Origin of the sequence: Pseudomonas sp. St316, from assembly GCF_018325905.1 — a bacterium.
Classification (GTDB): Bacteria; Pseudomonadota; Gammaproteobacteria; order Pseudomonadales; family Pseudomonadaceae; genus Aquipseudomonas.
Genome location: NZ_AP021901.1, coordinates 6752076 through 6777545 on the forward strand (window position 1 = coordinate 6752076; position 25470 = coordinate 6777545).

Below are 25470 nucleotides of genomic sequence, written 5' to 3' on the forward strand. Positions count from 1 at the left end.
CCGCTCTCCTCATCCGGTTTACGGACGCTGCCCGAACGTTGCCTGACCCGCGGTCCAACCCGCCACGCGCTCACTCAAGGACAGCCCAAGGCCAGGCCGGGTGGGCACCAACATGCGGCCATCACGGGTTTGCATGCGTTCGTTGAACAGCGGCTCCAGCCATTCGAAATGCTCCACCCAAGGCTCGCGGCTATAGGTGGCGGCCAGATGAATGTGCAGTTCCATGGCAAAGTGCGGTGCGATCATCAGCCCCGCTTGCTCGGCCAATGCCTGGACCCGCAGGTAAGGGGTGATGCCCCCCACACGGGGCGCGTCGGGCATCAGGTAATCGGCCGCGCGCAGCTTGATGAACTCCCAGTGCTCGGCGACGCTGGTGAGCATTTCACCGGTCGCGATCGGCGTATCGAATTGCAGCGCCAGCGCAGCATGGCCTTCGGCGTCATAGCAATCGAGCGGCTCCTCGATCCAGACCAGGTTGAACGGCTCGAGGCGCCGGCACATACGCTGCGCAGTGGGTCGGTCCCACTGCTGGTTGGCGTCGACCATCAAGGGGAAGTCATCGCCCAGGTGTTTGCGGATGGTACTGACCCGGTGCAGATCCAGCGCCTGGTCAGGCTGGCCGACCTTGAGCTTGATCCCTCCGATGCCCTTTTCCCGAGAAAGGTCCGTATTGATCATCAATTGATCAAGCGGGATGTGCAGGAATCCACCCGAGGTGTTGTAGCACTGGACAGAATCACGATGGGCGCCAAGCAAGCGCGCCAGGGAAAGATTGGCCCGCTTGGCTTTCAGATCCCACAAGGCGACATCGAACGCACCGATTGCCTGGGTTGCCAGGCCGCTGCGCCCCACCGAGGCACCCGCCCAGCAGAGCTTGTCCCACAGTTTGGAAATGTCGCTGGGGTTTTCGCCGATGAGGCTGGGGGCGACTTCCTGGGCGTGGGCGAATTGCCCCGGGCCACCGGCGCGCTTGGAATAACTGAACCCCAGGCCACGGTGGCCGTCCCTGGTTTCGATTTCAACAAACAGAATGGCGATTTCGGTCATTGGCTTTTGCCGACCGGTCAGTACCTTGGCATCGCTGATGGGGTTGGCCAATGGCAGGAAAACCGAGGCCACGCGCACCCAGGCAATGCGGTCGTCGTCGGCGGAAGACGTTTGAGGCGTGTCTTGCATGGCTATGCTCCGAATGTTTGGGTTCGGCTGCCGCAACACGGGATCGTGTTGCAGCAACGAATGCGGACAAAAGCAGGGGGCTAGCTGCGCATCAATTCAATAGCAGCACTTTTGCGGTTGCGAATCACCGTCACCAAGTGCCAGGAGATGGAGGCGGCGGCCAGGATGAGGAAGCCCGCCGAGATGGGATTGCTCAGGAAGCCGCTGAAGTTGCCATCGGACAGCATCAAGCCACGGCGCAAGTTGGTTTCAGCCATGGGGCCGAGGATGAAACCGATGATAAACGGCGCAATCGGCAAACCGGCCTTGACGAAACCGTACCCCAGCAAGCCAAACAGCAGCACTGCCCAGACGTCGAAGATCCGGCTGTTCAGGCCAAAGGCGCCGACCACACAGAGCACCAGGATAATCGGCAACAGAATGTGCTTGGGCACCGCCAGCAACTTGATGAACATGCGCAGGCCGTAGAACTCGAGCACCAGCATCAGCACCGAAGCGAGGATCAGCGCGGCGAAAATCGTGTAGACCAAAGGTGCCTGGCTGATGAACAGCAGCGGCCCGGGCTGGATGCCATGGATCATGAACCCGCCGAGCATGACCGCCGTGGTGGTATCACCGGGAATGCCCAATGTCAGCAGCGGAATCATTGCCCCGCCGATGCCGGCATTGTTGGCCGTTTCGCTGGCGACCACGCCATCGATCTTGCCTTTGCCGAACTCCTCAGGCGTCTTGGAACGTTTCTTCGCCACGATGTAGGAAACAATATTCGAGGTACCGGCCCCGATACCGGGCAAGATGCCGATGCCCAGACCGATCAGGGATGAACGGGTGGCGTTGGGCAGTTGGCCGACGAACTCCTTCATCGAAAAGCCAAACCCTTTCACACCTTTCATACTGACGTGCTGCGGTTTTGCCCGGTGGCTCAAGCGTGCGCTTTCGGCGAACTTCAGCACTTCGGCGACGGCGAACATACCAATCATGACGGTGAGCATGGCGAAGCCGCCATTGAGGCTTGGCAAGCCAAAGGTGAAGCGGCGAATAGCCTCGACCGGCGCGATTCCCACGGTGGAGAAGGCAAAGCCCAGGAAACCGGCAAACAAGCCTTTGACCAGCGAGCCGGTGGACAGCGTGGCGATCAACGTCAACGAGAAGATCGCGATGGAAAAGTACTCGTGCGGGCCAAAACTCAATGCCAGCTCCGCCAGGATCGGGGCAATGAACATCAGCGCGGCAATACTGAAAATCGTGCCGAGGAACGAGAACACCACGCCAATCCCAAGGGCCTTGACGCCATGGCCTTGTTTCATCAGCGGCCAACCATCGAACGTCGTCGCGATGGAGGCCGGCGTTCCCGGTATGTTGAGCAATATCGCCGATATCAGCCCTCCCGAGGTGGCGCCGACGAACAGCGCGACCAGCAGCGCCAAGCCCGGGCCTGGCCCCATCGAGTACGTCAGCGGCAAGCACAGCGCGATAGCCATGGTGGCCGAGAGGCCGGGCACCGCGCCAAAAACGATCCCCACCGCAACACCGAGGGTGATCAGGAGAAAGACGTAGGGTGTAAGTACGGCCGCGAAGCCTGTTTGCATGAGTTCAATCATGGCCGTCCCCTAGAAATCCAATAAACCGACAGGCAAGAGCAAGTCGAAGCCATGGCGAAAAATGTAAAAAATCAGGACTGACGAAACGGCCGCTATCAACGCGTATTGAAGGTGCTTGACCTTTTGTTCCGCCGGGGTCAGCACGATGAACTGGGCATAGAGATAAAGCACCGTCATGATCACGAAACCCACCGTCTCCAGCAGCGCTGTAAAAAGCAGCACCAATGCCAGGGATTTGAAGACCGTCGGGTAATCGATCGACTCCGGCTTTTCCGCCGGTTCAGGGCTCTTGTCCGGCAGCTTTCGCCACGCCCACAATTGCAATGCTCCCAACAGGCACAGCGCGACGGCGAGTACCCAGGGTACAAACGCGGCGTCGATGAAACCGCGATGCGGCAGCTTCAGGGTCAAGATCAGATAAGCCACGCCGGCGCCGAGCATGGCCAGCCCGGCTATCAGCTCGTTTCTTTTATAGGAATCCATACAGGCTCCTCTTGCTGGAAAAGACGGGGGATCGGGCGCTTGCCAATGCGGCGCACACCCGAGCCGTTACGTAAAATTATTTGGCTTTACGCATCTCGTCCTTGAACTGCATGAAGCTGTCGCGGGTTTTATTCAATGTCGCGACGGCTTCTTCGGTGCCCTGGAAGCTGACCGGCTGCTTGAAGGACTTCTTCAATTCCTCGGCATATTCCGGCTCTTCGGTGATTTTCTTCATGGTGTCAGCCATTTTCTTGACGATGGCCGGGTCCGTGCCTTTCGGGAAGGCGACGACGTAAGGCTTGTCCAGAATCAAATCCACGCCTTGTTCCTTGAAGGTCTTCACATCGCCCAGCAACGCGTTGCGCTCGGCGTTGGGCTGGCCCAGGGCGGTCATCTTGCCGCTGGAAATGTAATCCTGGACCGAGCCATAGCTGATGGCACCGAGGTCGATGCGCTTGCCCAGCAAGGCAACGATTTTTTCGGAGACCGTGCCGCTGTCGACCATCTTCAGTTTCACGCCGGCGAGCTTCTCGAACATCAAACCCTGCAGGTGAGAGAAGTTGCCCATCTCGGTGCCGTAGGTGACGGTGCCGGGCTTGGCCTTGGCTTTTTCCAGCAGTTGGTCGAGGCTGTCGATGCCCGAGCTTTTCGCCGAGACGAACACCGCGCCTTTGTCGACGCCGGCGATGCAGGAGATATCAAACGCGTCGAAGCGGTCCTCCGACAGGCCCGCGACTTCGTTGACGATCAACTGGCCGGTATGAGTGAACAGGATGGTATTGCCATCCGGCGCCGCGCTCTTGACCGCATCGGCGGCAATTGTCCCGCCCCCGCCGGCCATATTGGTCACCACCATGGATTTGCCGGTGAGCTTGGTAAAGTACTTGGCCATCATTCGTGCGTTGAAATCAGTGTCACCGCCGGCGTTGGCAATCACCACCACCTGCACCGGACGATTTGGCCAATCGCTAGCGTCGGCGGCCATCGCCGTGCCAGCGGTCAAGCTCAGAAAAGAGGCGATCAAAGAGGCGCAGAGTGTTTTCTTCATTATTGTTCTCCAGGTGCTGCCATTCATTATGGGATTGAAACTAAGCAGGGAATGACCACGCCCAGCGCTGACGCTTGGCGAGACAGGCGAGGATGCTTGGACGTCGAGATCGGGGAATTCGAATGCACGGGCGAGCCCCTACGGGGCTTTTCGTGAGGAAAAGAAGGTAGCTGGCGCACTGCGATAACGCGCGGGGCCGATGGACTGTAAATTCGCTGGGCGGCAATTGCAGAAGACATGACTGCGCCTTTCGTTTTTATTATTTTTTATGTCATACGTTGTCGTATGACTCGATATCACCACCTATGCGCCATGTTGTCAACGCGTTGTTCAGCGGCTCGCTGTGAATACGACGAACAGGGCCCAGCTGCCGTTGAATGCTCCGCTCCTGGCCAACAGGGACATGACATTGCGTTGAATCCAAAAAAACCCCCTGAATTCAGGGGGTTGTTTTCTTGGAACGTTTTGGTTCCGAGCCGACAAGCTGGATTTGTCGTCCGCGCTACAGCCTTATTCGACCGTGACCGATTTCGCCAGGTTACGCGGCTGGTCCACGTCGGTGCCCTTGAGCACGGCGACGTAGTACGACAACAACTGCAGCGGAATCGTGTAGAGAATCGGCGACAGGATGTCGTGGATGTGCGGCATGTGCACCACGTGGGTGCCTTCGCCATTGGTCATGCCGGCCTTCTCGTCGGCGAAGACAATCAACTGGCCGCCACGGGCGCGCACTTCCTGCAGGTTGGACTTGAGCTTTTCCAGCAGCTCGTTGTTCGGCGCGACGGTGACGACGGGCATGTCGTTATCCACAAGCGCCAATGGGCCGTGCTTGAGCTCACCAGCCGGGTAGGCCTCGGCGTGGATGTAGGAGATTTCCTTGAGCTTCAGGGCCCCTTCCATCGCCACCGGGAATTGCGCGCCACGGCCCAGGAACAGGGTGTGGTTTTTCTCGGCGAACAGCTCGGCGATTTTTTCCACGGTGCTGTCCATGGCCAGGGCCTCGCCCAGGCGGGTCGGCAGGCGGCGCAGTTCTTCCACCAGCTTGGCTTCGACACCCTCGGCCAACGTCCCGCGCACCTGGCCCAACGACAGGGTTAACAGCAACAGGCCGACCAATTGGGTGGTGAAAGCCTTGGTCGACGCCACGCCGATTTCGCGGCCGGCCTGGGTCAGCAGGGTCAGGTCGGATTCACGCACCAGGGAGCTGATGCCGACGTTGCAGATCGCCAGGCTGGCGAGGAACCCCAGTTCCTTGGCGTTGCGCAGGGCGGCCAGGGTGTCGGCGGTTTCGCCGGACTGGGAAATGGTGACGAACAGCGAATCGGGTTGCACCACCACTTTGCGATAGCGGAACTCGCTGGCGACTTCGACCTGGCACGGAATACCGGCCAGCTCTTCCAACCAGTAACGGGCGACCATGCCGGCGTGATAACTGGTGCCGCAAGCGACGATTTGTACGTTGCGGACCTTGGCGAACAACTCGGCCGCCTGTGGACCGAACGCCTGGACCAGCACCTGGCTCTGGCTCATGCGGCCTTCGAGGGTGCGTTGCACCACGGCCGGCTGTTCGTGGATTTCCTTAAGCATGAAGTGGCGGAACTCGCCCTTGTCGGCGGCTTCGGCGCCGTCGCGGTACTGGACGGTCTCACGCTCTACGCTTTTGCCATCGAGGTCCCAGATCTGCACGCTGTCGCGGCGAATTTCAGCGATATCGCCTTCTTCCAGGTACATGAAGCGGTCGGTCACCTGACGCAGCGCCAACTGATCGGAGGCCAGGAAGTTTTCCCCCAGGCCCAGGCCGATGACCAATGGACTGCCGCTGCGGGCCGCCACCAGGCGATCAGGTTGTTTCGCGCTGATGACCGCCAGGCCGTAGGCACCGTGCAGTTCCTTGACGGTGGCCTTGAGGGCGACGGTCAGGTCCAGCAGGTCCTTGAGCTTGTGGTTGAGCAAATGGGCGATAACTTCGGTGTCAGTGTCCGAAGTGAACACATAACCGAGCGCCTTGAGTTGTTCACGCAGGGCTTCGTGGTTTTCGATGATGCCGTTGTGCACCACCGCCAGGTCACCGGAGAAGTGCGGGTGAGCGTTACGCTCGCACGGTGCGCCATGGGTGGCCCAACGGGTGTGGGCGATGCCCAGGCGGCCGAGCAGCGGTTCGGCGTCCAGCGCCTGCTCAAGCTCGCTGACCTTGCCCGGACGACGCATGCGTTCGAGCTTCTCGTCATTGGTAAACACCGCCACACCGGCGCTGTCATAACCGCGGTACTCAAGGCGCTTGAGGCCTTCGAGCAAGATTGCTGTGATGTTGCGTTCAGCAACGGCGCCAACAATTCCACACATGCTATTTCTCCTGGCTGACAGGCGCGCAGATCACGGTGATGCCGCGGGCCTGAATCTGATCGCGGGCCTCTACGGGCAGGCGATCATCGGTAATGAGGGTATGGACGCTGCTCCACGGCAGCTCCAGGTTGGGGATCTTGCGGCCGATCTTGTCGGCCTCCACCATCACGATCACTTCCCGGGCAACCTCAGCCATCACACGGCTCAAGCCCAGCAGTTCGTTGAAGGTGGTGGTACCTCGAACCAGATCGATGCCGTCGGCGCCGATGAACAGCTGGTCGAAATCGTAGGAACGCAGAACCTGCTCGGCCACCTGGCCCTGGAACGACTCGGAGTGAGGGTCCCAGGTGCCGCCGGTCATCAGCAGCACCGGCTCGTGCTCCAGTTCGCTCAAGGCATTGGCGACATGCAGGGAATTGGTCATCACCACCAGGCCTGGCTGCTGGCCGAGTTGAGGAATCATGGCCGCCGTGGTGCTGCCGCTGTCGATGATGATGCGCGCATGTTCGCGAATTCGTTTCACGGCGGCCCGGGCAATGGCGAGCTTGTACTTGGAAACGGCCTGCCCGTTATCGGCCACCAACTCCTGCGGCATCGAGACTGCGCCACCGTAGCGACGCAGCAGCAGACCGTTGGTTTCCAGGGCGGCGAGGTCTTTGCGAATCGTAACTTCCGAGGTTTCGAAGCGCTTGGCCAACTCATCCACACTGACCTCACCCTGCTCCTGGAGCAAGGCAAGGATGTTGTGACGGCGTTGGGGCGTGTTGCGTTTCGACATGGCGGTATAAGTTTCGATTCGAAAGATAACGTAAGCAATCAAAACCTATTGAAGGGATGTCGTCAAGCCAGCAGAAGAAAAATTCAGAAACTCCCTAAATCACTGTGGGAGCGAGCCTGCTCGCGAAGCGGCCAAGTCAGGCAATGCTGCGTTACCTGATACACCGCTATCGCGAGCAAGCTCGCTCCCACAGGGGGTTGTGGATAACTTTAGGGCTTCTTGATTTTTTCCGGGCGTTTCCAGCCGTCGATGTTGCGTTGACGGGCGCGTCCGACTGCCAATTGACCTTTATCCACATTCTGGGTAAGGGTCGAACCGGCTGCCGTGGTCGCACCACTGGAGATATCCACAGGTGCCACCAAAGAGTTGTTGGAACCGATGAACACATCTTCACCCAACACGGTTTTCCACTTATTGGCGCCATCGTAGTTGCAGGTGATGGTCCCGGCACCAATGTTGGTGCGGGCGCCGACTTCAGCGTCACCGAGGTAGGTCAGGTGCCCGGCCTTGGCGCCTTCACCCAGATGAGCATTCTTCAGTTCAACGAAGTTACCCACATGGGCACGGGCTTCGAGCACCGAACCTGGGCGCAGGCGGGCAAACGGGCCAGCATCGCTGCCCTCCCCCATGACCGCACCGTCGAGATGGCTGTTGGCCTTGATCACCACGCCTTTGCGCAGGGTGCTGTCCTTGATTACGCAGTTCGGGCCGATGACCACGTCGTCTTCGATGACAACCTTGCCTTCGAGGATGACGTTGATGTCTATGAGCACATCGCGGCCCACGCTGACTTCACCGCGCACGTCGAAACGGGCCGGATCGCGCAGGGTCACGCCTTGGGCCATCAGGCGGCGGGCGGCGCGCAATTGATAGTGGCGCTCCAGTTCGGCCAGTTGCCGGCGATCATTGGCGCCCTGCACTTCCATGGCGTTCAGCGGCTGCTCGGTGGCGACCACCAGCCCATCGCTGACCGCCATGGCGATCACGTCGGTCAGGTAGTACTCGCCCTGGGCGTTGTTGTTCGACAGACGACTCATCCAGTCACCCAGGCGCTCAGCCGGTACGGCCAGAATCCCGGTATTGCCTTCAGTGATCGCGCGCTGGGCTTCGTTGGCGTCCTTCTGCTCGACAATGGCGGTCACTTGGCCGTCGACGTTACGCACGATGCGGCCATAACCGGTGGGGTCGTCCAGCTCGACGGTCAACAGGCCCAACTGTTGTGGCGCCACATGCTTGAGCAGGCGCTGCAAGGTATCGACTTCGATCAGCGGCACATCGCCGTAAAGAATCAGCACCGTATCAGCCGTGATGAACGGCACAGCCTGGGCCACTGCATGGCCGGTACCCAGTTGTTTGTCCTGCAGGACGAAATTCAGGTCATCGGCGGCCAGGCGTTCGCGCACCGCATCGGCACCGTGGCCGATCACCACGTGAATGCGCTGTGGATCAAGTTGCCGGGCGCTGTGGATAACATGGCCAAGCATGGAATTACCGGCTACCGGGTGCAAGACCTTGGGCAGCGCCGAACGCATGCGAGTGCCTTGACCGGCCGCGAGGATAACGATTTCGAGAGACATGACTGGCTACCAATCCTGGGTGGTCAGCGGCTGCGACCAGATGATGAGTATCGGGAAAAGAAAAAGGGTAGCCGAGGCTACCCTTTTTAATCAATCGCACAGGAAGCAGACGGCTTAACCGCCGAACTTCTTGCGGATCTGCTGGACGGTGCGCAGCTGGGCTGCGGCCTCGGCCAGACGTGCAGCAGCAGAACCGTAATCGAACTCCGCGCCACGCTCGTGCAGGGCCTTCTCGGCAGCCTTGACGGCTTCCTGAGCGGAGGCTTCGTCCAGGTCGGCAGCACGTTGCACAGTGTCGGCAAGGACCTTGACCATGTTCGGCTGAACCTCGAGGAAACCACCGGAGATGTAATACACCTCGGCTTCCCCGCCCTGCTTGATCAAGCGGATCGGACCCGGTTTAAGATTAGTGATCAGCGGTGCGTGACCCAGGGCGATACCAAGATCACCCAGCTCACCATGCGCAATCACCATCTCGACCAGGCCGGAGAAGATTTCCCCTTCCGCACTGACGATATCGCAATGGACTGTCATAGCCATCTGATTGCCTCAACCTAAATTAGCGCCCGTTGCCGGGCGCCGGGATTACAGTTTCTTGGCTTTCTCGATCGCTTCTTCGATGCCGCCGACCATGTAGAACGCTTGTTCTGGCAGGTGGTCGTAGTCACCGTTGAGGATGCCTTTGAAGCCAGCAATGGTGTCTTTCAGGGAAACGTATTTACCCGAGGCACCGGTGAAGACTTCAGCCACGAAGAACGGCTGCGACAAGAAGCGCTGGATCTTACGAGCGCGGGATACCAACTGCTTGTCGGCTTCCGACAGCTCGTCCATACCCAGGATCGCAATGATGTCCTTCAGCTCTTTGTAGCGCTGCAGCACGTACTGGACGCCGCGAGCGGTGTCGTAGTGCTCCTGGCCGATCACGTTCGGGTCCAGCTGGCGCGAAGTCGAGTCCAGTGGGTCAACCGCTGGGTAGATACCCAGGGAAGCGATGTCACGGGACAGAACGACGGTGGCGTCCAAGTGGGCGAAGGTGGTCGCTGGCGACGGGTCGGTCAAGTCATCCGCAGGTACGTATACCGCTTGGATCGAAGTGATCGAACCTTCCTTGGTCGAAGTGATACGTTCTTGCAGAACGCCCATCTCTTCAGCCAGGGTCGGCTGGTAACCTACTGCCGAAGGCATACGGCCCAGCAGTGCGGATACTTCGGTACCGGCCAGGGTGTAACGGTAGATGTTGTCGACGAACAGCAGAACGTCGTTACCTTCGTCACGGAACTTCTCGGCCATGGTCAGGCCGGTCAGGGCTACGCGCAGACGGTTTCCCGGCGGCTCGTTCATCTGGCCGTAGACCAGTGCCACTTTGTCCAGAACGTTGGAATCCTTCATCTCGTGGTAGAAGTCGTTACCCTCACGAGTACGCTCACCCACACCGGCGAACACGGAATAACCGCTGTGCTCGATGGCGATGTTACGGATCAGTTCCATCATGTTTACGGTCTTGCCCACACCGGCACCACCGAACAGACCGACTTTACCGCCCTTGGCGAACGGGCAAACCAGGTCGATAACCTTGATGCCGGTTTCCAGCAGGTCGTTGCCGCCTGCCTGTTCAGCGAAGGATGGCGCAGGACGGTGAATGCCCCAGCGCTCTTCGGTATCGATCGGGCCCGCTTCGTCGATCGGGTTACCCAGTACGTCCATGATCCGGCCCAGAGTCGCTTTACCGACCGGTACGGAGATGGCTGCGCCGGAGTCGATAACGTCCAGACCGCGCTTCAAGCCTTCGGTAGAACCCATCGCAATGGTACGAACGATGCCGTCGCCCAGCTGCTGCTGAACTTCCAGGGTAGTTTCCGCGCCTTGTACTTTCAGCGCGTTGTAGATGCTCGGTACGCTGTCGCGTGGAAATTCCACGTCGATAACGGCGCCGATGATTTGAACGATACGTCCGCTACTCATAGCTGGATCCTCTGAATATTTGAACCGTTAAACCGCGGCAGCGCCGCCGACGATTTCCGAGATCTCTTGGGTGATCGCAGCCTGACGCGCCTTGTTGTAGATCAGCTGCAAATCGCTGATCAAATCACCGGCGTTGTCGGTAGCGTTCTTCATCGCGATCATCCGCGCTGCTTGTTCAGCTGCGTTGTTCTCGACCACCGCCTGGTAAACCTGCGACTCCACGTAGCGGACCATCAAGCCGTCAAGCAGCTCCTTGGCATCCGGTTCGTAGAGATAGTCCCAGTGGTGCTTGAGTTCCTGTTCCGGGGTCGCCACCAGTGGGACCAATTGCTCCACGGTTGGCTGTTGCGTCATGGTGTTGATGAACTTGTTGGATACCACGGACAGGCGGTCAATCCGGCCTTCCAGGTAAGCATCCAGCATCACCTTGACGCTGCCGATCAGGTCATTGATCGACGGTTCTTCACCCAGGTGGCTGATAGCTGCGACGACGTTGCCGCCGAAGTTGCGGAAGAAAGCCGCACCCTTGCTACCAATCACGCACAGATCGATCTCGACGCCTTGTTCGCGGTTTACAGCCATGTCCTTGACCAGGGCCTTGAACAGGTTGGTGTTCAAGCCACCACACAGACCACGGTCACTGCTCACCACGACGTAACCGACGCGCTTGATAGCACGGTCGATCATGAACGGGTGGCGATATTCCGGGTTGGCGTTGGCCAGATGACCAATAACCTGGCGGATGCGCTCCGCATAAGGGCGGCTAGCAGCCATGCGCATTTGTGCCTTGCGCATTTTGCTGACCGCCACTTTTTCCATGGCGCTGGTAATTTTTTGCGTGCTTTTGATGCTCGCAATCTTACTGCGAATCTCTTTTGCGCCTGCCATGTAACACCTATCAGGTTAGCAAGCGGGAGCCTTGCGACTCCCGCTGCGGCTTACCAGGTTTGGGTGGCCTTGAACTTCTCGATACCGGCTTTCATGCCAGCGTCGATTTCGTCATTGAAGTCACCCTTCACGTTGATCTTGGCCAACAAGTCGGCGTGATCGCGGTTGAAGTAAGCAATCAGCGCTTGTTCAAAGCTGCCGACCTTGGCGATTTCAACGTCAGTCAGGAACCCACGCTCAGCGGCATACAGCGACAGCGCCATGTCAGCGATCGACATTGGTGCGTATTGCTTCTGCTTCATCAGCTCGGTAACGCGCTGACCATGCTCAAGTTGCTTACGGGTCGCTTCGTCCAGGTCAGAAGCGAACTGGGCGAATGCCGCCAGTTCACGGTACTGGGCCAGGGCGGTACGGATACCACCGGACAGCTTCTTGATGATCTTGGTCTGAGCGGCACCACCCACACGGGATACCGAAACACCGGCGTTCACAGCAGGACGGATCCCGGAGTTGAACATGGCCGATTCCAGGAAGATCTGACCGTCGGTGATGGAAATCACGTTGGTCGGAACGAACGCGGAAACGTCGCCAGCCTGGGTTTCGATGATCGGCAGAGCGGTCAGGGAGCCGGTCTTGCCGGTCACTGCGCCGTTGGTGAACTTCTCTACGTACTCTTCCGAAACGCGGGATGCGCGCTCCAGCAGACGGGAGTGGAGATAGAACACGTCGCCTGGGTAGGCTTCACGACCTGGTGGACGGCGCAGCAGCAGGGAGATCTGGCGGTAAGCCACTGCCTGCTTGGACAGATCGTCATAAACGATCAGCGCGTCTTCACCGCGGTCGCGGAAGTATTCGCCCATGGTGCAACCGGAGTACGGTGCCAGGAACTGCAGTGCTGGAGATTCCGATGCGCTGGCCGCCACGATGATCGTGTTGGCCAGGGCGCCGTTTTCTTCCAGCTTGCGAACCACGTTGGCGATGGTCGATTGCTTCTGACCGATGGCTACGTAGACGCAGAAAATGCCGCTGTTCTTCTGGTTGATGATCGCGTCGATCGCCAGAGCGGTCTTACCGATCTGACGGTCACCGATGATCAGCTCACGCTGGCCACGGCCGACAGGGATCATGGCATCGACAGCCTTGTAGCCAGTCTGTACAGGCTGGTCTACCGACTTACGCCAGATCACGCCAGGAGCAACTTTCTCGACCGCGTCGGTCTCGGTGTTGTTCAGCGGACCTTTGCCGTCAACAGGGTTGCCCAGTGCGTCGACAACGCGACCCAGCAGTTCCTTACCAACCGGAACTTCGAGGATGCGGCCGGTGCACTTGGCGCTCATGCCTTCGGCCAGCGACTGGTAGGAACCCAGTACAACGGCACCTACGGAGTCTTGCTCCAGGTTGAGGGCCATACCGTAGACGCCGCCCGGAAACTCGATCATCTCGCCGTACATGACGTCGGCCAGACCGTGAATCCGCACGATACCGTCAGATACGCTGACGACAGTGCCTTCGTTACGGGCTTGGGAGGTCACATCGAGCTTATCGATGCGGCCCTTGATAATTTCACTTATTTCGGAAGGATTGAGTTGCTGCATTGCTCTGCTGCCCCTTCAAACTCAAGATTTCAATGCTTCGGCAAGTTTCGCGATTTTGCCGCGAATCGAGCCATCGATAACCAGGTCGCCGGCGCGGATTACAACGCCCCCTATCAGGGACTTGTCTTCCTCGACTTGCAGGCGCACTTCCCGGTTGAGTCGTGCACTGAGAACCTTGGCGAGTTTGTCTTGCTGTTCTTGGTTCAATGCGAAAGCACTGGTCACTTCCACGTCTACCGACTTCTCTTGCTCGGCCTTGTACAGGTCAAACAGAGTGGCGATCTCCGGCAGAAGCAGGAGACGGTCGTTTTCGGCAACGACGTGAATGAAATTCTGTGCCTTGGCATCGAACTTGTCGCCGCACACGTCAATGAACGTGGCGGCCTTTTCTGCGCTCGTCAGTCGCGGGGCCTTGAGCACGCGCTGCATGGTGTCGTCTTGCGACACCGCTGCAGCCAGGCCGAGCATGGCTGACCAATTGGCCAGTTGCTGGTGGGCCTGAGCGTGCTCGAAGGCCGCCTTAGCGTAAGGTCGGGCCAACGTGGTCAGTTCTGCCATGATCGCCCTCGCTTAGATTTCAGCAGCCAGTTGGTTAACCAGCTCTGCGTGCGCGTTTTGATCGATTGTGGCACCCAGGATCTTCGAAGCACCGCCAACGGCCAGAGCACCCACTTGGGCACGCAGCGCGTCTTTGACACTGTTGAGTTCCTGTTCGATCTCGGCTTGAGCCTGAGCCTTCACACGGTCAGCTTCGACGCGAGCCTGTTCACGGGCTTCGTCGACAATCTGGGTACCGCGTTTCTTGGCTTGCTCGATGATTTCAGCTGCCTGAGCTTTCGCTTCGCGCAGTTGCTGACCCACTTTCTCATGGGCCAACTCCAGGTCGCGAGCTGCACGGCTGGCAGCGTCCAGACCATCAGCGATCTTCTTTTGACGTTCGTGCAATGCCGCAATGACCGGAGGCCATACGAACTTCATGCAGAACAGTACAAAAATCAGGAACGCAACGGACTGGCCAATCAGGGTCGCATTAATGTTCACGCCAACACCTCGCAGTTACGTTGTCCATCACACCAATCTACTCGAGACATCCGAGTAATTAGCCAGCGATTTGACCAACGAACGGGTTCGCAAAGGTGAAGAACAGAGCGATACCAACACCGATCATGGTCACGGCGTCGAGCAGACCGGCCACGATGAACATTTTGACTTGCAGCATTGGAACCATTTCTGGCTGACGCGCTGCGCCTTCCAGGAACTTGCCGCCCAACAGGCCGAAACCAATTGCGGTACCCAGTGCGCCCAGGCCGATCAACAGTGCAACAGCGATAGCGGTTAGACCAACTACAGTTTCCATCTTTCCTCCCGACTTTTACGTCGTATGGTTTAGGTTTTTTAGATTAAAGCGGTAAAACAAATCGTTTCTCAGCCCGGTTCGGGCTCCTTCCCGTTTGACCGGGAAGGACATCAGACTAGTCGAGACTGGCCTTAATGGTTTTCTTCGTGCGCCATCGACAGGTAGACGATGGTCAGCATCATGAAGATGAACGCCTGCAGGGTGATGATCAGGATGTGGAACACAGCCCACGCCCACTGCAGAACTACACCCAGGCCGCTGAGCCACAGCAGGCCGCTGCCGAACATCACAGCGATCAGGATGAACACCAGCTCGCCGGCATACATGTTGCCGAACAGACGCAAGGCCAGGGAAATTGGCTTGGCAATCAGGGTCACGAACTCCAGGAGGAAGTTCACCGGGATCAGCAGGGCTTGAACCAGAACGTTCTTGCTGCCGAACGGGTGCAGGGTCAGTTCGCCGATGAAACCGCCGATGCCCTTGACCTTGATGCTATAGAAAATGATCAGTGCGAAAACCGAGAGCGCCATGCCCAGGGTCGCGTTCGGGTCGGTGGTCGACACGGCGCGGAATGGGATGTGGTGGTCACCGGAGATCAGGATGGCCAGCTGAGGAATCCAGTCGACCGGTACCAGGTCGACGGCGTTCATCAGGAACACCCAGACGAAGATGGTCAGTGCCAGCGGTGCGATCACCGGGCTACGGCCATGGAAGCTGTCTTTCACGCTGCCATCGACGAATTCGACCAGTACTTCAACGAAGTTCTGCAGTGCACCAGGCTGACCGGAAGTCGCCTTCTTTGCCGCCATGCGGAAAAGAAGAACGAAGATCAGACCCAATGCGACCGACCAGCCGAGGGTATCGACGTGGAAAGCCCAGAAGCCCATTGCCTTGGCTTCTGCTGCGGAGTGGGCAAAGCCCCAGCCGCCGTTGGGTAGCTGACCGAAGGTCAGGTTCTGCAAGTGGTGCTGGATATAGCCCGAAGCGGTTGTCTCTGCCATGGTTGCCTCAAACGCCCTAAGGTCTCGAAAGTCTTGTTCTCATTAGCAGGGGAGCGAACCAGCTAACCAGTTGGGTCAGCACGAAGACGCTGAATACAGCCAGCGGCGCCAGTGGCTTCACACCTGCGAACGTCAATGCAAACAGCACTGCCGTCAAAATCAGTTTCCCCGCCTCGCCGGCATAAAAAGACCGGACGATAGCCTGGGCTGCTCGGGCGCCGGAAAACCGAAAGGCCCTGTGAGCAAAGTAAACATTGGGAAGCAAGGCTATCAGGCCTCCGCAAAGCCCTGAGTATCCGGCGACGACTCCTTTGCATTGCCAGAGCGCCAATGCGGCGATCAGGACAACGGTGAATTGGGCCATCAAAACCGGGAAAACTGCCAGACGATGGAACGGCAAGCGGTTTGGCGTGCGGGTTTCCATCGCTTTTGCTCTCCAATAGTCGGCCGCCATAATTCAATAACTTGGCATAATTTGTGCCGACAAAATGCGCGCAGAGTATAGGGGCGGTTCTGCCCCTATTCAACTGCCGGGTAGTGATTTCCGACTGCGCGCTACAAGAGCAATTGTTTCAGCGAATGTGTGCAAGGACACCTTGCAGCTCATCGAGGGAGTTGTAGCCAATCACCAATTGCCCCTTGCCCTTCTTTCCGTGGCGGATCTGCACCGCAGAGCCCAGGCGCTCGGCCAGGCGCTGTTCCAGGCGAGCGATATCCGGATCGGTCTTGGGTGCCTCGACAGGGGCCGGTTTGCCGCTCAGCCACTGGCGAACCAGTGCTTCGGTTTGGCGCACGGTCAGACCGCGTGCGACAACATGTCGCGCCCCTTCAACTTGTTGATTTTCCGGCAAACCGAGCAATGCCCGGGCATGACCCATTTCCAGGTCGCCATGAGACAGCATGGTCTTGATGACTTCCGGCAACGCAATCAGGCGCAGCAGATTGGCCACGGTCACGCGGGACTTGCCCACGGCCTCGGCAACTTGTTGCTGGGTCAGCTGGAATTCCTGCTGCAAGCGCTGCAGGGCCACGGCTTCCTCGATCGGGTTGAGGTCTTCGCGCTGGATGTTCTCGATCAGCGCCATGGCGATGGCCGTTTCATCCGGCACATCGCGGACCATGGCCGGGATGGTTTCCTGGCCAGCCTGCTGGCTGGCACGCCAGCGACGTTCGCCGGCAATGATCTCGAAGCGCCCATTGGCGATCGGCCGGACCACGATCGGCTGCATCACGCCCTGGCTCTTGATCGACTGGGCCAATTCTTCCAGCGCCTGCGGATCCATGTCCCGGCGCGGCTGGTATTTACCGCGCTGGATCAGATCCAGCGGCAAATGCTGCAACTCACGCTGATCGGCCTGCACGGCCGCCTCTTCCAGCGAGCTGACCGTGGGACCGCTGAGCAGTGCATCCAGTCCACGTCCGAGACCTCGTTTCTTGACGGCCATGGGGTTTCCTTAAGTTGGCTGGGCTGCAGCGGTGCGTGGATTGCGGCGCTGACGGCGAACCATCTCGCCCGCCAGGGCCAGGTAAGCCAGCGCACCACGGGATTGTTTGTCGTAGGCCAGGGCCGGCATGCCGTAGCTCGGTGCTTCGGCCAAACGGATGTTACGCGGGATGACCGTGTCGTAGAGCTGCTCGCCGAAGTGTTCCTTGAGCTGGGCTGAAACATCGTTCATCAGGCTCAGGCGCGGGTCGTACATGGTCCGCAGCAGGCCTTCGACCTTCAGCTGCGGGTTCAACAGTTCGGCGATGCGCTTGATGTTATCCACAAGGTCGCTCAACCCTTCCAATGCGAAGTATTCGCACTGCATGGGGATAATGACCCCATCGGCCGCCACCAGGGCGTTGAGGGTCAGCATCGACAGCGACGGCGGGCAGTCGATCAGGATGTAATCGTAGTTTTCCCGGATCGGTGCCAAGGCGCTGCGCAGGCGGCTTTCCTTCATCTGCATTTCCAGCAGCACCACTTCAGCCGCCGTCAGGTCACGGTTGGCCGGCAGCAGTTGATAACCGCCGTGTTCGGAGAAGTGCATGGCCTGGCCCAGATCGCATTCGCCGATCAGGACGTCGTAGATGGAGTTTTCCAGGCCATGTTTATCCACACCACTACCCATGGTGGCGTTGCCCTGTGGATCGAGATCGATCAACAGCACCCGACGCTTGGTCGCGACCAGGGATGCTGCGAGGTTGATACAGGTGGTGGTCTTGCCCACACCACCCTTCTGGTTCGCTATCGCGAATACCTTAGCCATTCTTGCTTGTGTTCCCAATCATGCCGTGCGGCGCAGTATCAGCAGATGGCGTTGGCCTTGGCAACCGGGTACGGCCAAGGCGTGTTCGCTATCGAGGTGGAAGTCTGCCGGCAATGCTACCAGCTCATCGGCCGGATGAACGCCCTTCATTGCCAGCCAGCGCGTATCGGCATCGCCCAGGTGGCGAGTCCAGTTACTGAAGTTCTCCATGCTGCTGAACGCCCGGGAAATGATCCCGTTGAACGGCTCGGCAGGCTGGAACGCTTCGACGCGGCTGTGGATAACTTGCAGGTTATCCAATTTGAGTTCGAGTTTGACCTGGGTCAGGAAGCGGGTTTTCTTGCCGTTGCTGTCCAGGCAGGTCACTTGCGAGTCGGGAAACAGGATCGCCAGCGGGATTCCGGGCATGCCCCCGCCGCTGCCGACATCCAGCCAACGACCGTTTTCGATGAAGGACATGACGCTGAGGCTGTCGAGCAAATGGCGCGAGACCATTTCATCCGGATCGCGCACGGCGGTCAGGTTGTAGGCCTTGTTCCATTTGATCAACAGCGCCAGGTAACCCAGCAGCTGGGCGTGCTGGGCTTCGGTGAGGCTGACGCCGAGCTGACGGGCACCTGTGGATAACTCTTCAGCGTGTTGCGAGGTGACCATCGAACTCAAGCGCTTTGCTCCAACTGGCGGCCCGCGCCGCGTTTTTTCAAATGAATCATCAACAGGGAAATCGCCGCCGGCGTGACGCCTGGAATGCGCGAGGCCTGGCCCAAGGTCTCTGGACGGGTCGCACCAAGCTTGCTCTGGATTTCTTTCGACAACCCGGAAATGCCGGTGTAATCGATATCCACAGGCAGCTTGGTGTCTTCACTGGCGCGCAGACGGACGATTTCGTCCTGCTGGCGGTCGATGTAACCGGCGTATTTGGTCTTGATCTCGACTTGTTCGGCCACCTGTGGATCTTCGGCGCCCTGGCCGGTCACTTCCACCAACCCGGCATAGTCGATTTCCGGACGGCTCAAGAGGTTGAGCAGGTTGTATTCGTGGGTCAGCGGTGTGCCGAATTTTGCCGCAATGGCATCGCCCTGTTCGGTACCGGGACGAACCCAGGTGCTTTTCAGGCGCTGCTCTTCCAGCTCGATACTCTCGCGTTTCTTGCAGAACGCGGCCCAACGCACGTCGTCCACCAACCCCAGTTCGCGACCTTTCTCGGTCAAGCGCAGGTCGGCGTTGTCTTCACGCAGGATCAGGCGGTATTCGGCGCGGGACGTGAACATCCGATACGGTTCCTGGGTACCCAGGGTAATCAGGTCATCCACCAGCACCCCGATGTAGGCCTCATCGCGACGCGGGCACCAACTGTCCTTGCCCTGGGCGCGCAGTGCGGCGTTGGCACCGGCCAACAGCCCTTGGGCACCGGCCTCTTCGTAACCGGTGGTGCCGTTGATTTGCCCGGCAAAGAACAGGCCGCCGATGACTTTGGTTTCCAGGCTGTACTTCAGGTCACGCGGGTCGAAGTAGTCGTACTCGATGGCGTAGCCCGGGCGAACGATGTGGGCGTTTTCCATCCCGCGAATCGACTGCACGATCTGCAATTGCACATCGAACGGCAGGGAGGTGGAAATCCCGTTCGGGTACAGCTCATGGGTCGTCAGGCCTTCTGGCTCGATGAAGACCTGGTGGCTTTCCTTGTCGGCAAAGCGATGGATCTTGTCTTCGATCGACGGGCAATAACGCGGGCCGATACCTTCGATCACCCCGGAGTACATGGGCGAGCGATCCAGGTTGGCGGCGATGATTTCGTGGGTACGGGCGTTGGTGTGGGTGATCCAGCAACTCACCTGTTTGGGGTGCTGTGCTTTCGAACCCATGAACGACATCACCGGAATCGGCGTATCGCCCGGTTGCTCGGTCATCACCGAGAAATCCACAGACCGACCGTCGATACGCGGTGGCGTACCGGTTTTCAGCCGACCAACGCGCAGCGGCAATTCACGCAGGCGCTGGGCCAAGGCGATCGAAGGTGGATCGCCGGCGCGGCCGCCGGAATAGTTCTGCATGCCGATGTGGATAAGTCCGCCGAGGAAGGTCCCGGTGGTCAACACCACGGAATCGGCGAAGAAACGCAGGCCCATTTGCGTGACGACACCGCGTACCTGGTCCTGCTCGACGATCAGGTCATCGGCCGCTTGTTGAAATATCCACAGGTTCGGCTGGTTTTCCAGGATTTCGCGGACAGCGGCCTTGTACAGGACGCGGTCGGCCTGGGCGCGAGTAGCGCGCACGGCTGGGCCTTTGCGACTGTTCAAAACGCGAAACTGGATACCACCTTTATCGGTGGCCATGGCCATCGCGCCCCCAAGGGCATCGATTTCCTTGACCAGGTGGCTTTTGCCGATCCCACCAATGGCAGGGTTGCAACTCATGGCACCGAGGGTTTCCACGTTATGCGTCAGCAACAGGGTTTTTGCCCCCATGCGTGCTGATGCAAGTGCTGCCTCGGTACCGGCATGACCGCCGCCGATGACGATCACTTCAAAACGGGAAGGGAAATCCACCACGCACCTCGTGCCTGCTTAATTCAGGTAATTCGGAAATAGGTCTTGAGCCTGGCCAGAGCGTTTTTCGAGCCAGGTCGGCAAGTATAGGGACTTCCCCTTTCCTAAAGAACCCTTTGCACAAAATTTAACCAGCTGTGGAAAACTCGGGGTTAAAGAAATTAAAAAGAAAGAAATTTATAAAATCTTTGTTTTTATGTTTATTCTTACTGAGCCACCTATCTGTGGATAAAGTTACACAGGCCTTTATTTATAATGTGTACAGAGATTTGAAACCCTGTGGTCAGGTGGCAATGAGGGGGTTGGATAACCGGTGTAAGCCTGTGGATGAATGGGCCTGTTATCCACAGAGGCTGTTATCTTCAGTTTTGAAGGGGGTTTATCAACCGACCTTAATGGCAGTTATTCACAGGGCTTAATCCACAGAAAACCACCGCAGTGGACCGCCGCAGCGTCCACAGGCAAGCCGCCATCAGGGGCAATCGTTGCAAAAACAACGGGGAGGAACCGGGTTTGCGTTGGACTCGAGAGGCTTCGAGGACAAACCCGGTTTGAAAGGCGGGGTTATTTACCGATGCAGAAGCTGGAAAAGATCCGTCCCAACAGGTCATCGGAGCTGAAGGCGCCGGTAATTTCCCCAAGGGAATGTTGGGCCTGGCGAAGGTCTTCGGCCAACAACTCACCCGCCCCCGCCAAGGTCAGCTGCGCGCGACCGTGTTCCAGGGCTGCGCTGGCATGGCGCAAGGCTTCAAGATGCCGTCGGCGGGCGCTGAAGCTGCTTTCCGAGGTCTGCTCGTAGCCCATGCAGGCCTTGAGGTGTTCACGCAGCAATTCCAGGCCTTCGCCCGCCGCCTTCGCGCTCAGACTGATGGTCACATGGCCGTCGTGGCTGACCTCAAGCACAATTGCTTCCCCAGTCAGGTCGGCCTTGTTACGGATCAAGGTGACTTTTGCCGGATCCGGGCGGACTTCGAGGAATTCAGGCCACAAGGCAAATGGATCGTCCGCTTCCGGTGCGGTGGCATCTACCACCAGCAGGACCCGATCGGCTTCACTGATGGCCTTGAGCGCCCGTTCAACGCCGATTTTTTCCACCTGGTCATCGGTGTCGCGCAAACCAGCGGTATCCACTACGTGCAGTGGCATGCCATCGATGTGGATATGTTCACGCAGGATGTCCCGGGTGGTGCCGGCGATCTCGGTGACAATCGCCGCTTCACGACCAGCCAGGGCATTCAACAGGCTGGACTTGCCGGCATTCGGCCGCCCGGCGATCACCACGGTCATCCCATCGCGCAACAAGGCACCCTGCCCGGCTTCGCGCAGCACTGTGGATAACTCATCGCGCACTTTATCCAGCATGCTCAGCACGTGGCCATCGGCGAGGAAATCGATTTCCTCTTCCGGGAAATCAATCGCGGCCTCGACGTAAATCCGCAGGCCGATCAATTGTTCGGTGAGGTTATGCACACGCTGGGAAAACGCACCCTGCAAGGAACGCAATGCGTTGCGTGCCGCTTGTGCAGAACTGGCTTCGATCAAATCGGCAATCGCCTCGGCCTGGGCCAGGTCGAGCTTGTCATTGAGAAATGCCCGTTCGCTGAACTCACCCGGCCGCGCCAGGCGACAGCCCAGTTCCAGGCAACGCTTGAGCAGCATGTCCAGCACGATGGGTCCGCCATGGCCCTGCAGTTCCAGCACGTCTTCGCCGGTGAACGAATTCGGCCCCGGGAAGTACAAGGCCAGCCCTTCGTCGAGGACCTGCTGGTCGTCACTGAAAAATGGGCCGTAATGAGCAAACCGCGGCTTGAGTTCGCGACCGCTGATGGCCTTGGCCGCGGCACTGGCCAAGGGCCCCGAAATACGGACGATGCCGACACCGCCGCGACCTTGGGCGGTGGCAACGGCGGCGATGGTTTCACGCGGAGCGCTCATAAACCGGTATCCAGACAAAAGTGGCAGATAGCAAAACGCCCCACTAGGGGGCGTTTTGTGTGGTTATCCACAGAGCAAGTTACGCCTCGGCTTTTTTCGTAGCCGCTTCGATTTTACGCGTGATGTACCACTGCTGAGTGATGGACAACACGTTGTTCACAACCCAGTACAGCACAAGGCCAGCCGGGAACCACAGGAAGAAGAAGGTGAAGATGATTGGCATCATTTTCATGACCTTCGCCTGCATCGGATCCGGAGGCGTTGGGTTCAGCTGCTGCTGGATGAACATGGTCGCGCCCATGATGATCGGCAGGATGAAGAACGGATCCTTGATCGACAGGTCGGTAATCCACAGCATGAACGGTGCCTGACGCATCTCCACGCTTTCCAGCAATACCCAATACAGCGACAGGAACACCGGCATCTGCACAAGAATTGGCAAGCATCCACCCAGCGGGTTGATCTTCTCTTTCTTGTACAACTCCATCATGGCCTGGGACATTTTCTGCCGGTCATCGCCATGTTGCTCTTTCAGCGCGGCCAGTTTCGGGGCCACAGCGCGCATGCGAGCCATGGATTTGTAGCTGGCGGCCGACAATGGGAAGAACAGACCCTTGATCAGCATGGTCAGGAAAATGATCGACCAGCCCCAGTTACCAACGATGCTGTGGATATGTTGCAGCAGCCAGAAGATCGGCTGGGCAATGAACCACAGGAAACCGTAGTCCACGGTCAGTTCCAGGCCTGGGGACAACTCTTTCAGCACGGCCTGGCTTTTAGGGCCGGCATACAGAATGGCGCTGGTTTCGGCTTTCGCACCTGGCGCGGCAGTCAATGTCGGGCCGGTGTAACCGATGATGAAGTTGCCTTTGCTGTCTTTACGCGTCTGCACGACATTGCTGTCGCCTTTCTGCGGGATCCATGCTGTTACAAAATAATGCTGCAGCCAGGCAACCCAGCCACCTTGGACGGTTTCCTTGAGCTGGCCCTTGTCCATGTCCTTCATGGACACTTTCTTGTACGGCTCCGAACTTGTCCACAGGGCAGCGCCCAGGTAAGTCGCGGTGCCGGTGGCGGTGCTCGACGACGGATCGGAGCTGGCGTCACGCTTCAATTGCGCGAACATCGCACCGGACCAGGGCTGTGCGCTCTGGTTGTCGATCAGGTAAGAGACGGTTACGTCATACAGGCCACGTTTCAAGGTGAAACGCTTGATGTAGTTGACCCCATCCTTGCTGAACTTCAGGTCCACGACCAGTTGGTCCTGACCGTCAGCCAGTTGATAAGTCTTCTTCTCGGCGGAGTACACCGGGCGACCGGCCGGGTTCGAATCCGGGCCGTTGCTACCGATCAGGCCACTTTGGGCCAGATAGGTGCGCTCGTTACCGTTGTCGAACAACTGGAACGGGATTTCCGGATGATCCTGGCGACGCGGGTACAGCGGCAGCTTCAGCTGGGCGACGTCACCGCCTTGTGGATCGATTGCCAGCTCGAGCACGTCCGTCTTGATCTGGATGAGATCTTTGCTTACGGCCACGGGGGCTTCGGCGGGAGCGCTGGTATCGCTTGCCGTGCGCGGGATGTCGTCATTGCTGGCAGCGTTGTTGCCAACTGGGGCATCCGGCAGGCTCGGTGCGGTATTGCTGGCTGCAACATTCTGAGTCGGCAGGGCAGCCTGGCCGTAGTCCTGGTTCCATTTAAGGACCATGACGTAGGACACGATTGCCAGGGCGACGATCAGGATCGTGCGTTTGATATCCATGATTACTCGGCCATCGAAGAAGAACGGGAGGTAGGGATAGGCGGAACCGGGTCATAACCGCCGGGATTCCACGGATGACAGCGACCTAAACGACGAAAGGTCAGCCAGCCACCGCGCAGTAGGCCATGATTTTCTATGGCTTCGTACGCGTAGCAGGAACAACTGGGGTAGAAACGACAGTGACTGGCCATCAAAGGACTAATGGCATAGCGGTAAAACTGGATCGGAACGAGTGCCAGTTTACGCATCAGGACTGTCTACCCCTACAGTTTCGGTGTTGACTGCTGGTACTGGCTTGTTGCGGGCCAGACGCTTCCAGAGCTTGCCGAAATGCTGAATCAATTCGGGGCTTTCTACGTCACCCAAACCTTTGCGCGCGACGATAACAATGTCCCATCCAACCAGTGAATCCTGGTTCAGGCGAAACGATTCGCGCATCAGACGTTTGAGGCGATTGCGCTGAACAGAGAGCTTGACGCTCTTTTTCCCGATAACCAGCCCTAGTCGGGGGTGATCGAGATCGTTACTGCGCGCAAGGAGCAGGAGATTTTTCCCCGGAACCTTGCCGGTAGGGGAGTCAAAGACTGCCTTGAAATGCCGGGGTGTAAGCAGACGCTTTTCCCGACTGAAGTCCTGACTCACCTCCAGTGCCGGATTATCAAACTGCCAGACGCGCACGACCTTTGGCGCGACGACGCGACAGGACGGCACGACCGTTCTTGGTAGCCATGCGAGCACGGAAACCGTGGGTACGAGCGCGTTTGATAGTGCTTGGTTGGAAAGTACGTTTCATGTCGTGTTACCTGGTTCGTCCACAACGGGCCGGAATGGCCCCCGTTTTAAGAGACCGGGGATTCTAGAGAAAGCAAGCCTCTAGGTCAATTTCCAACCAGCGTTTCCTTCAAATAGATATCCAGCCGCTTTCGGCGGATTCATCACCCAGCGCTTGATATAGAAATAAAGAAGTGAATTATTTAAAGCTTTTCTGTAAAGCTTATAAAAGCAAGGCAACCACCTCTCTGTGGATAACCACGTTCAGGCCTTGTAATCCGCTGTGTACAGAGAATGACAACTACGCGGGAAAGCGGTGGCCAGCCTGTGCTGCGCTGTCGGATAAGCTGTGTGTGGAATGCCTGGTTATCCACAGGCCGGTTATCCAC

General features: G+C 58.5%; 25 protein-coding genes. All 25 read right to left on the bottom strand.

The window, feature by feature from the left end:
- Positions 1 to 18 precede the first annotated feature (18 nt).
- Positions 19 to 1176, bottom strand: a complete 1158-nt coding sequence (locus KI237_RS30155) for an L-talarate/galactarate dehydratase (protein WP_212798256.1) — start codon at positions 1174 to 1176, stop codon at positions 19 to 21.
- Positions 1177 to 1256: 80 nt separating this feature from the next.
- On the bottom strand, positions 1257 to 2777 hold the full coding sequence (locus KI237_RS30160) for a tripartite tricarboxylate transporter permease (protein ID WP_212798257.1): 1521 nt from the start codon (positions 2775 to 2777) through the stop codon (positions 1257 to 1259).
- Between the two features lie 9 nt (positions 2778 to 2786).
- Entirely contained in the window at positions 2787 to 3260 is a 474-nt protein-coding gene (locus KI237_RS30165) for a tripartite tricarboxylate transporter TctB family protein (RefSeq protein WP_212798258.1), read from the bottom strand.
- A 76-nt stretch (positions 3261 to 3336) separates the two neighbouring features.
- Positions 3337 to 4308: a tripartite tricarboxylate transporter substrate binding protein gene (locus tag KI237_RS30170; RefSeq protein WP_212798259.1), complete on the bottom strand. Its 972-nt coding sequence runs from the start codon at positions 4306 to 4308 to the stop codon at positions 3337 to 3339.
- A gap of 510 nt (positions 4309 to 4818) precedes the next feature.
- Complete coding sequence (gene glmS, locus KI237_RS30175; protein ID WP_212798260.1) at positions 4819 to 6651, bottom strand: glutamine--fructose-6-phosphate transaminase (isomerizing); 1833 nt, start codon at positions 6649 to 6651, stop codon at positions 4819 to 4821.
- A 1-nt stretch (position 6652) separates the two neighbouring features.
- Positions 6653 to 7429, bottom strand: a complete 777-nt coding sequence (locus KI237_RS30180; protein ID WP_212798261.1) for a DeoR/GlpR family DNA-binding transcription regulator — start codon at positions 7427 to 7429, stop codon at positions 6653 to 6655.
- A 209-nt stretch (positions 7430 to 7638) separates the two neighbouring features.
- Positions 7639 to 9006 (bottom strand): bifunctional UDP-N-acetylglucosamine diphosphorylase/glucosamine-1-phosphate N-acetyltransferase GlmU, encoded by a 1368-nt coding sequence (glmU, locus tag KI237_RS30185; RefSeq protein ID WP_212798262.1) that lies wholly within the window; start codon positions 9004 to 9006, stop codon positions 7639 to 7641.
- 114 nt (positions 9007 to 9120) lie between these two features.
- Positions 9121 to 9546, bottom strand: a complete 426-nt coding sequence (locus KI237_RS30190) for a F0F1 ATP synthase subunit epsilon (protein ID WP_003207087.1) — start codon at positions 9544 to 9546, stop codon at positions 9121 to 9123.
- Between the two features lie 45 nt (positions 9547 to 9591).
- Positions 9592 to 10968, bottom strand: coding sequence for a F0F1 ATP synthase subunit beta (gene atpD, locus KI237_RS30195; RefSeq protein WP_003207089.1), 1377 nt, complete (start codon positions 10966 to 10968; stop codon positions 9592 to 9594).
- A 27-nt stretch (positions 10969 to 10995) separates the two neighbouring features.
- Positions 10996 to 11856 carry a F0F1 ATP synthase subunit gamma gene (gene atpG / locus KI237_RS30200; protein WP_014340988.1) on the bottom strand — a complete coding sequence of 287 codons (861 nt, stop codon included), beginning with the start codon at positions 11854 to 11856 and terminating at the stop codon, positions 10996 to 10998.
- A 50-nt stretch (positions 11857 to 11906) separates the two neighbouring features.
- Positions 11907 to 13451, bottom strand: a complete 1545-nt coding sequence (gene atpA, locus KI237_RS30205) for a F0F1 ATP synthase subunit alpha (RefSeq protein WP_003207093.1) — start codon at positions 13449 to 13451, stop codon at positions 11907 to 11909.
- Between the two features lie 21 nt (positions 13452 to 13472).
- Positions 13473 to 14009, bottom strand: a complete 537-nt coding sequence (locus tag KI237_RS30210; protein ID WP_003207094.1) for a F0F1 ATP synthase subunit delta — start codon at positions 14007 to 14009, stop codon at positions 13473 to 13475.
- 12 nt (positions 14010 to 14021) lie between these two features.
- On the bottom strand, positions 14022 to 14492 hold the full coding sequence (locus KI237_RS30215; RefSeq protein WP_003187193.1) for a F0F1 ATP synthase subunit B: 471 nt from the start codon (positions 14490 to 14492) through the stop codon (positions 14022 to 14024).
- A 58-nt stretch (positions 14493 to 14550) separates the two neighbouring features.
- Positions 14551 to 14808: a F0F1 ATP synthase subunit C gene (gene atpE / locus KI237_RS30220; protein ID WP_003097235.1), complete on the bottom strand. Its 258-nt coding sequence runs from the start codon at positions 14806 to 14808 to the stop codon at positions 14551 to 14553.
- Between the two features lie 131 nt (positions 14809 to 14939).
- On the bottom strand, positions 14940 to 15809 hold the full coding sequence (atpB, locus tag KI237_RS30225) for a F0F1 ATP synthase subunit A (RefSeq protein WP_212798263.1): 870 nt from the start codon (positions 15807 to 15809) through the stop codon (positions 14940 to 14942).
- 16 nt (positions 15810 to 15825) lie between these two features.
- Complete coding sequence (locus KI237_RS30230) at positions 15826 to 16233, bottom strand: F0F1 ATP synthase subunit I (RefSeq protein ID WP_212798264.1); 408 nt, start codon at positions 16231 to 16233, stop codon at positions 15826 to 15828.
- A gap of 148 nt (positions 16234 to 16381) precedes the next feature.
- Entirely contained in the window at positions 16382 to 17254 is an 873-nt protein-coding gene (locus KI237_RS30235; protein ID WP_212798265.1) for a ParB/RepB/Spo0J family partition protein, read from the bottom strand.
- A gap of 9 nt (positions 17255 to 17263) precedes the next feature.
- Entirely contained in the window at positions 17264 to 18061 is a 798-nt protein-coding gene (locus KI237_RS30240; RefSeq protein ID WP_212798266.1) for a ParA family protein, read from the bottom strand.
- A gap of 18 nt (positions 18062 to 18079) precedes the next feature.
- A complete protein-coding gene (gene rsmG / locus KI237_RS30245; RefSeq protein ID WP_174599585.1) occupies positions 18080 to 18715 on the bottom strand; it encodes a 16S rRNA (guanine(527)-N(7))-methyltransferase RsmG in 636 nt (211 codons plus the stop codon).
- A 5-nt stretch (positions 18716 to 18720) separates the two neighbouring features.
- Positions 18721 to 20613: a tRNA uridine-5-carboxymethylaminomethyl(34) synthesis enzyme MnmG gene (gene mnmG / locus KI237_RS30250; protein ID WP_212798267.1), complete on the bottom strand. Its 1893-nt coding sequence runs from the start codon at positions 20611 to 20613 to the stop codon at positions 18721 to 18723.
- 564 nt (positions 20614 to 21177) lie between these two features.
- On the bottom strand, positions 21178 to 22548 hold the full coding sequence (gene mnmE / locus KI237_RS30255) for a tRNA uridine-5-carboxymethylaminomethyl(34) synthesis GTPase MnmE (RefSeq protein ID WP_212798268.1): 1371 nt from the start codon (positions 22546 to 22548) through the stop codon (positions 21178 to 21180).
- A 79-nt stretch (positions 22549 to 22627) separates the two neighbouring features.
- The gene (yidC, locus tag KI237_RS30260; protein ID WP_212798269.1) at positions 22628 to 24310 is read right to left on the bottom strand and encodes a membrane protein insertase YidC; all 1683 of its coding nucleotides are present in this window, start codon (positions 24308 to 24310) and stop codon (positions 22628 to 22630) included.
- A gap of 2 nt (positions 24311 to 24312) precedes the next feature.
- On the bottom strand, positions 24313 to 24558 hold the full coding sequence (yidD, locus tag KI237_RS30265; RefSeq protein WP_010465488.1) for a membrane protein insertion efficiency factor YidD: 246 nt from the start codon (positions 24556 to 24558) through the stop codon (positions 24313 to 24315).
- Positions 24551 to 24952 (bottom strand): ribonuclease P protein component, encoded by a 402-nt coding sequence (rnpA, locus tag KI237_RS30270; protein WP_212800718.1) that lies wholly within the window; start codon positions 24950 to 24952, stop codon positions 24551 to 24553. Before rnpA ends, yidD begins: the two co-directional genes overlap by 8 nt.
- Positions 24953 to 24968: 16 nt before the next feature.
- Positions 24969 to 25103 carry a 50S ribosomal protein L34 gene (rpmH, locus tag KI237_RS30275; protein WP_003213577.1) on the bottom strand — a complete coding sequence of 45 codons (135 nt, stop codon included), beginning with the start codon at positions 25101 to 25103 and terminating at the stop codon, positions 24969 to 24971.
- Positions 25104 to 25470: the final 367 nt, after the last annotated feature.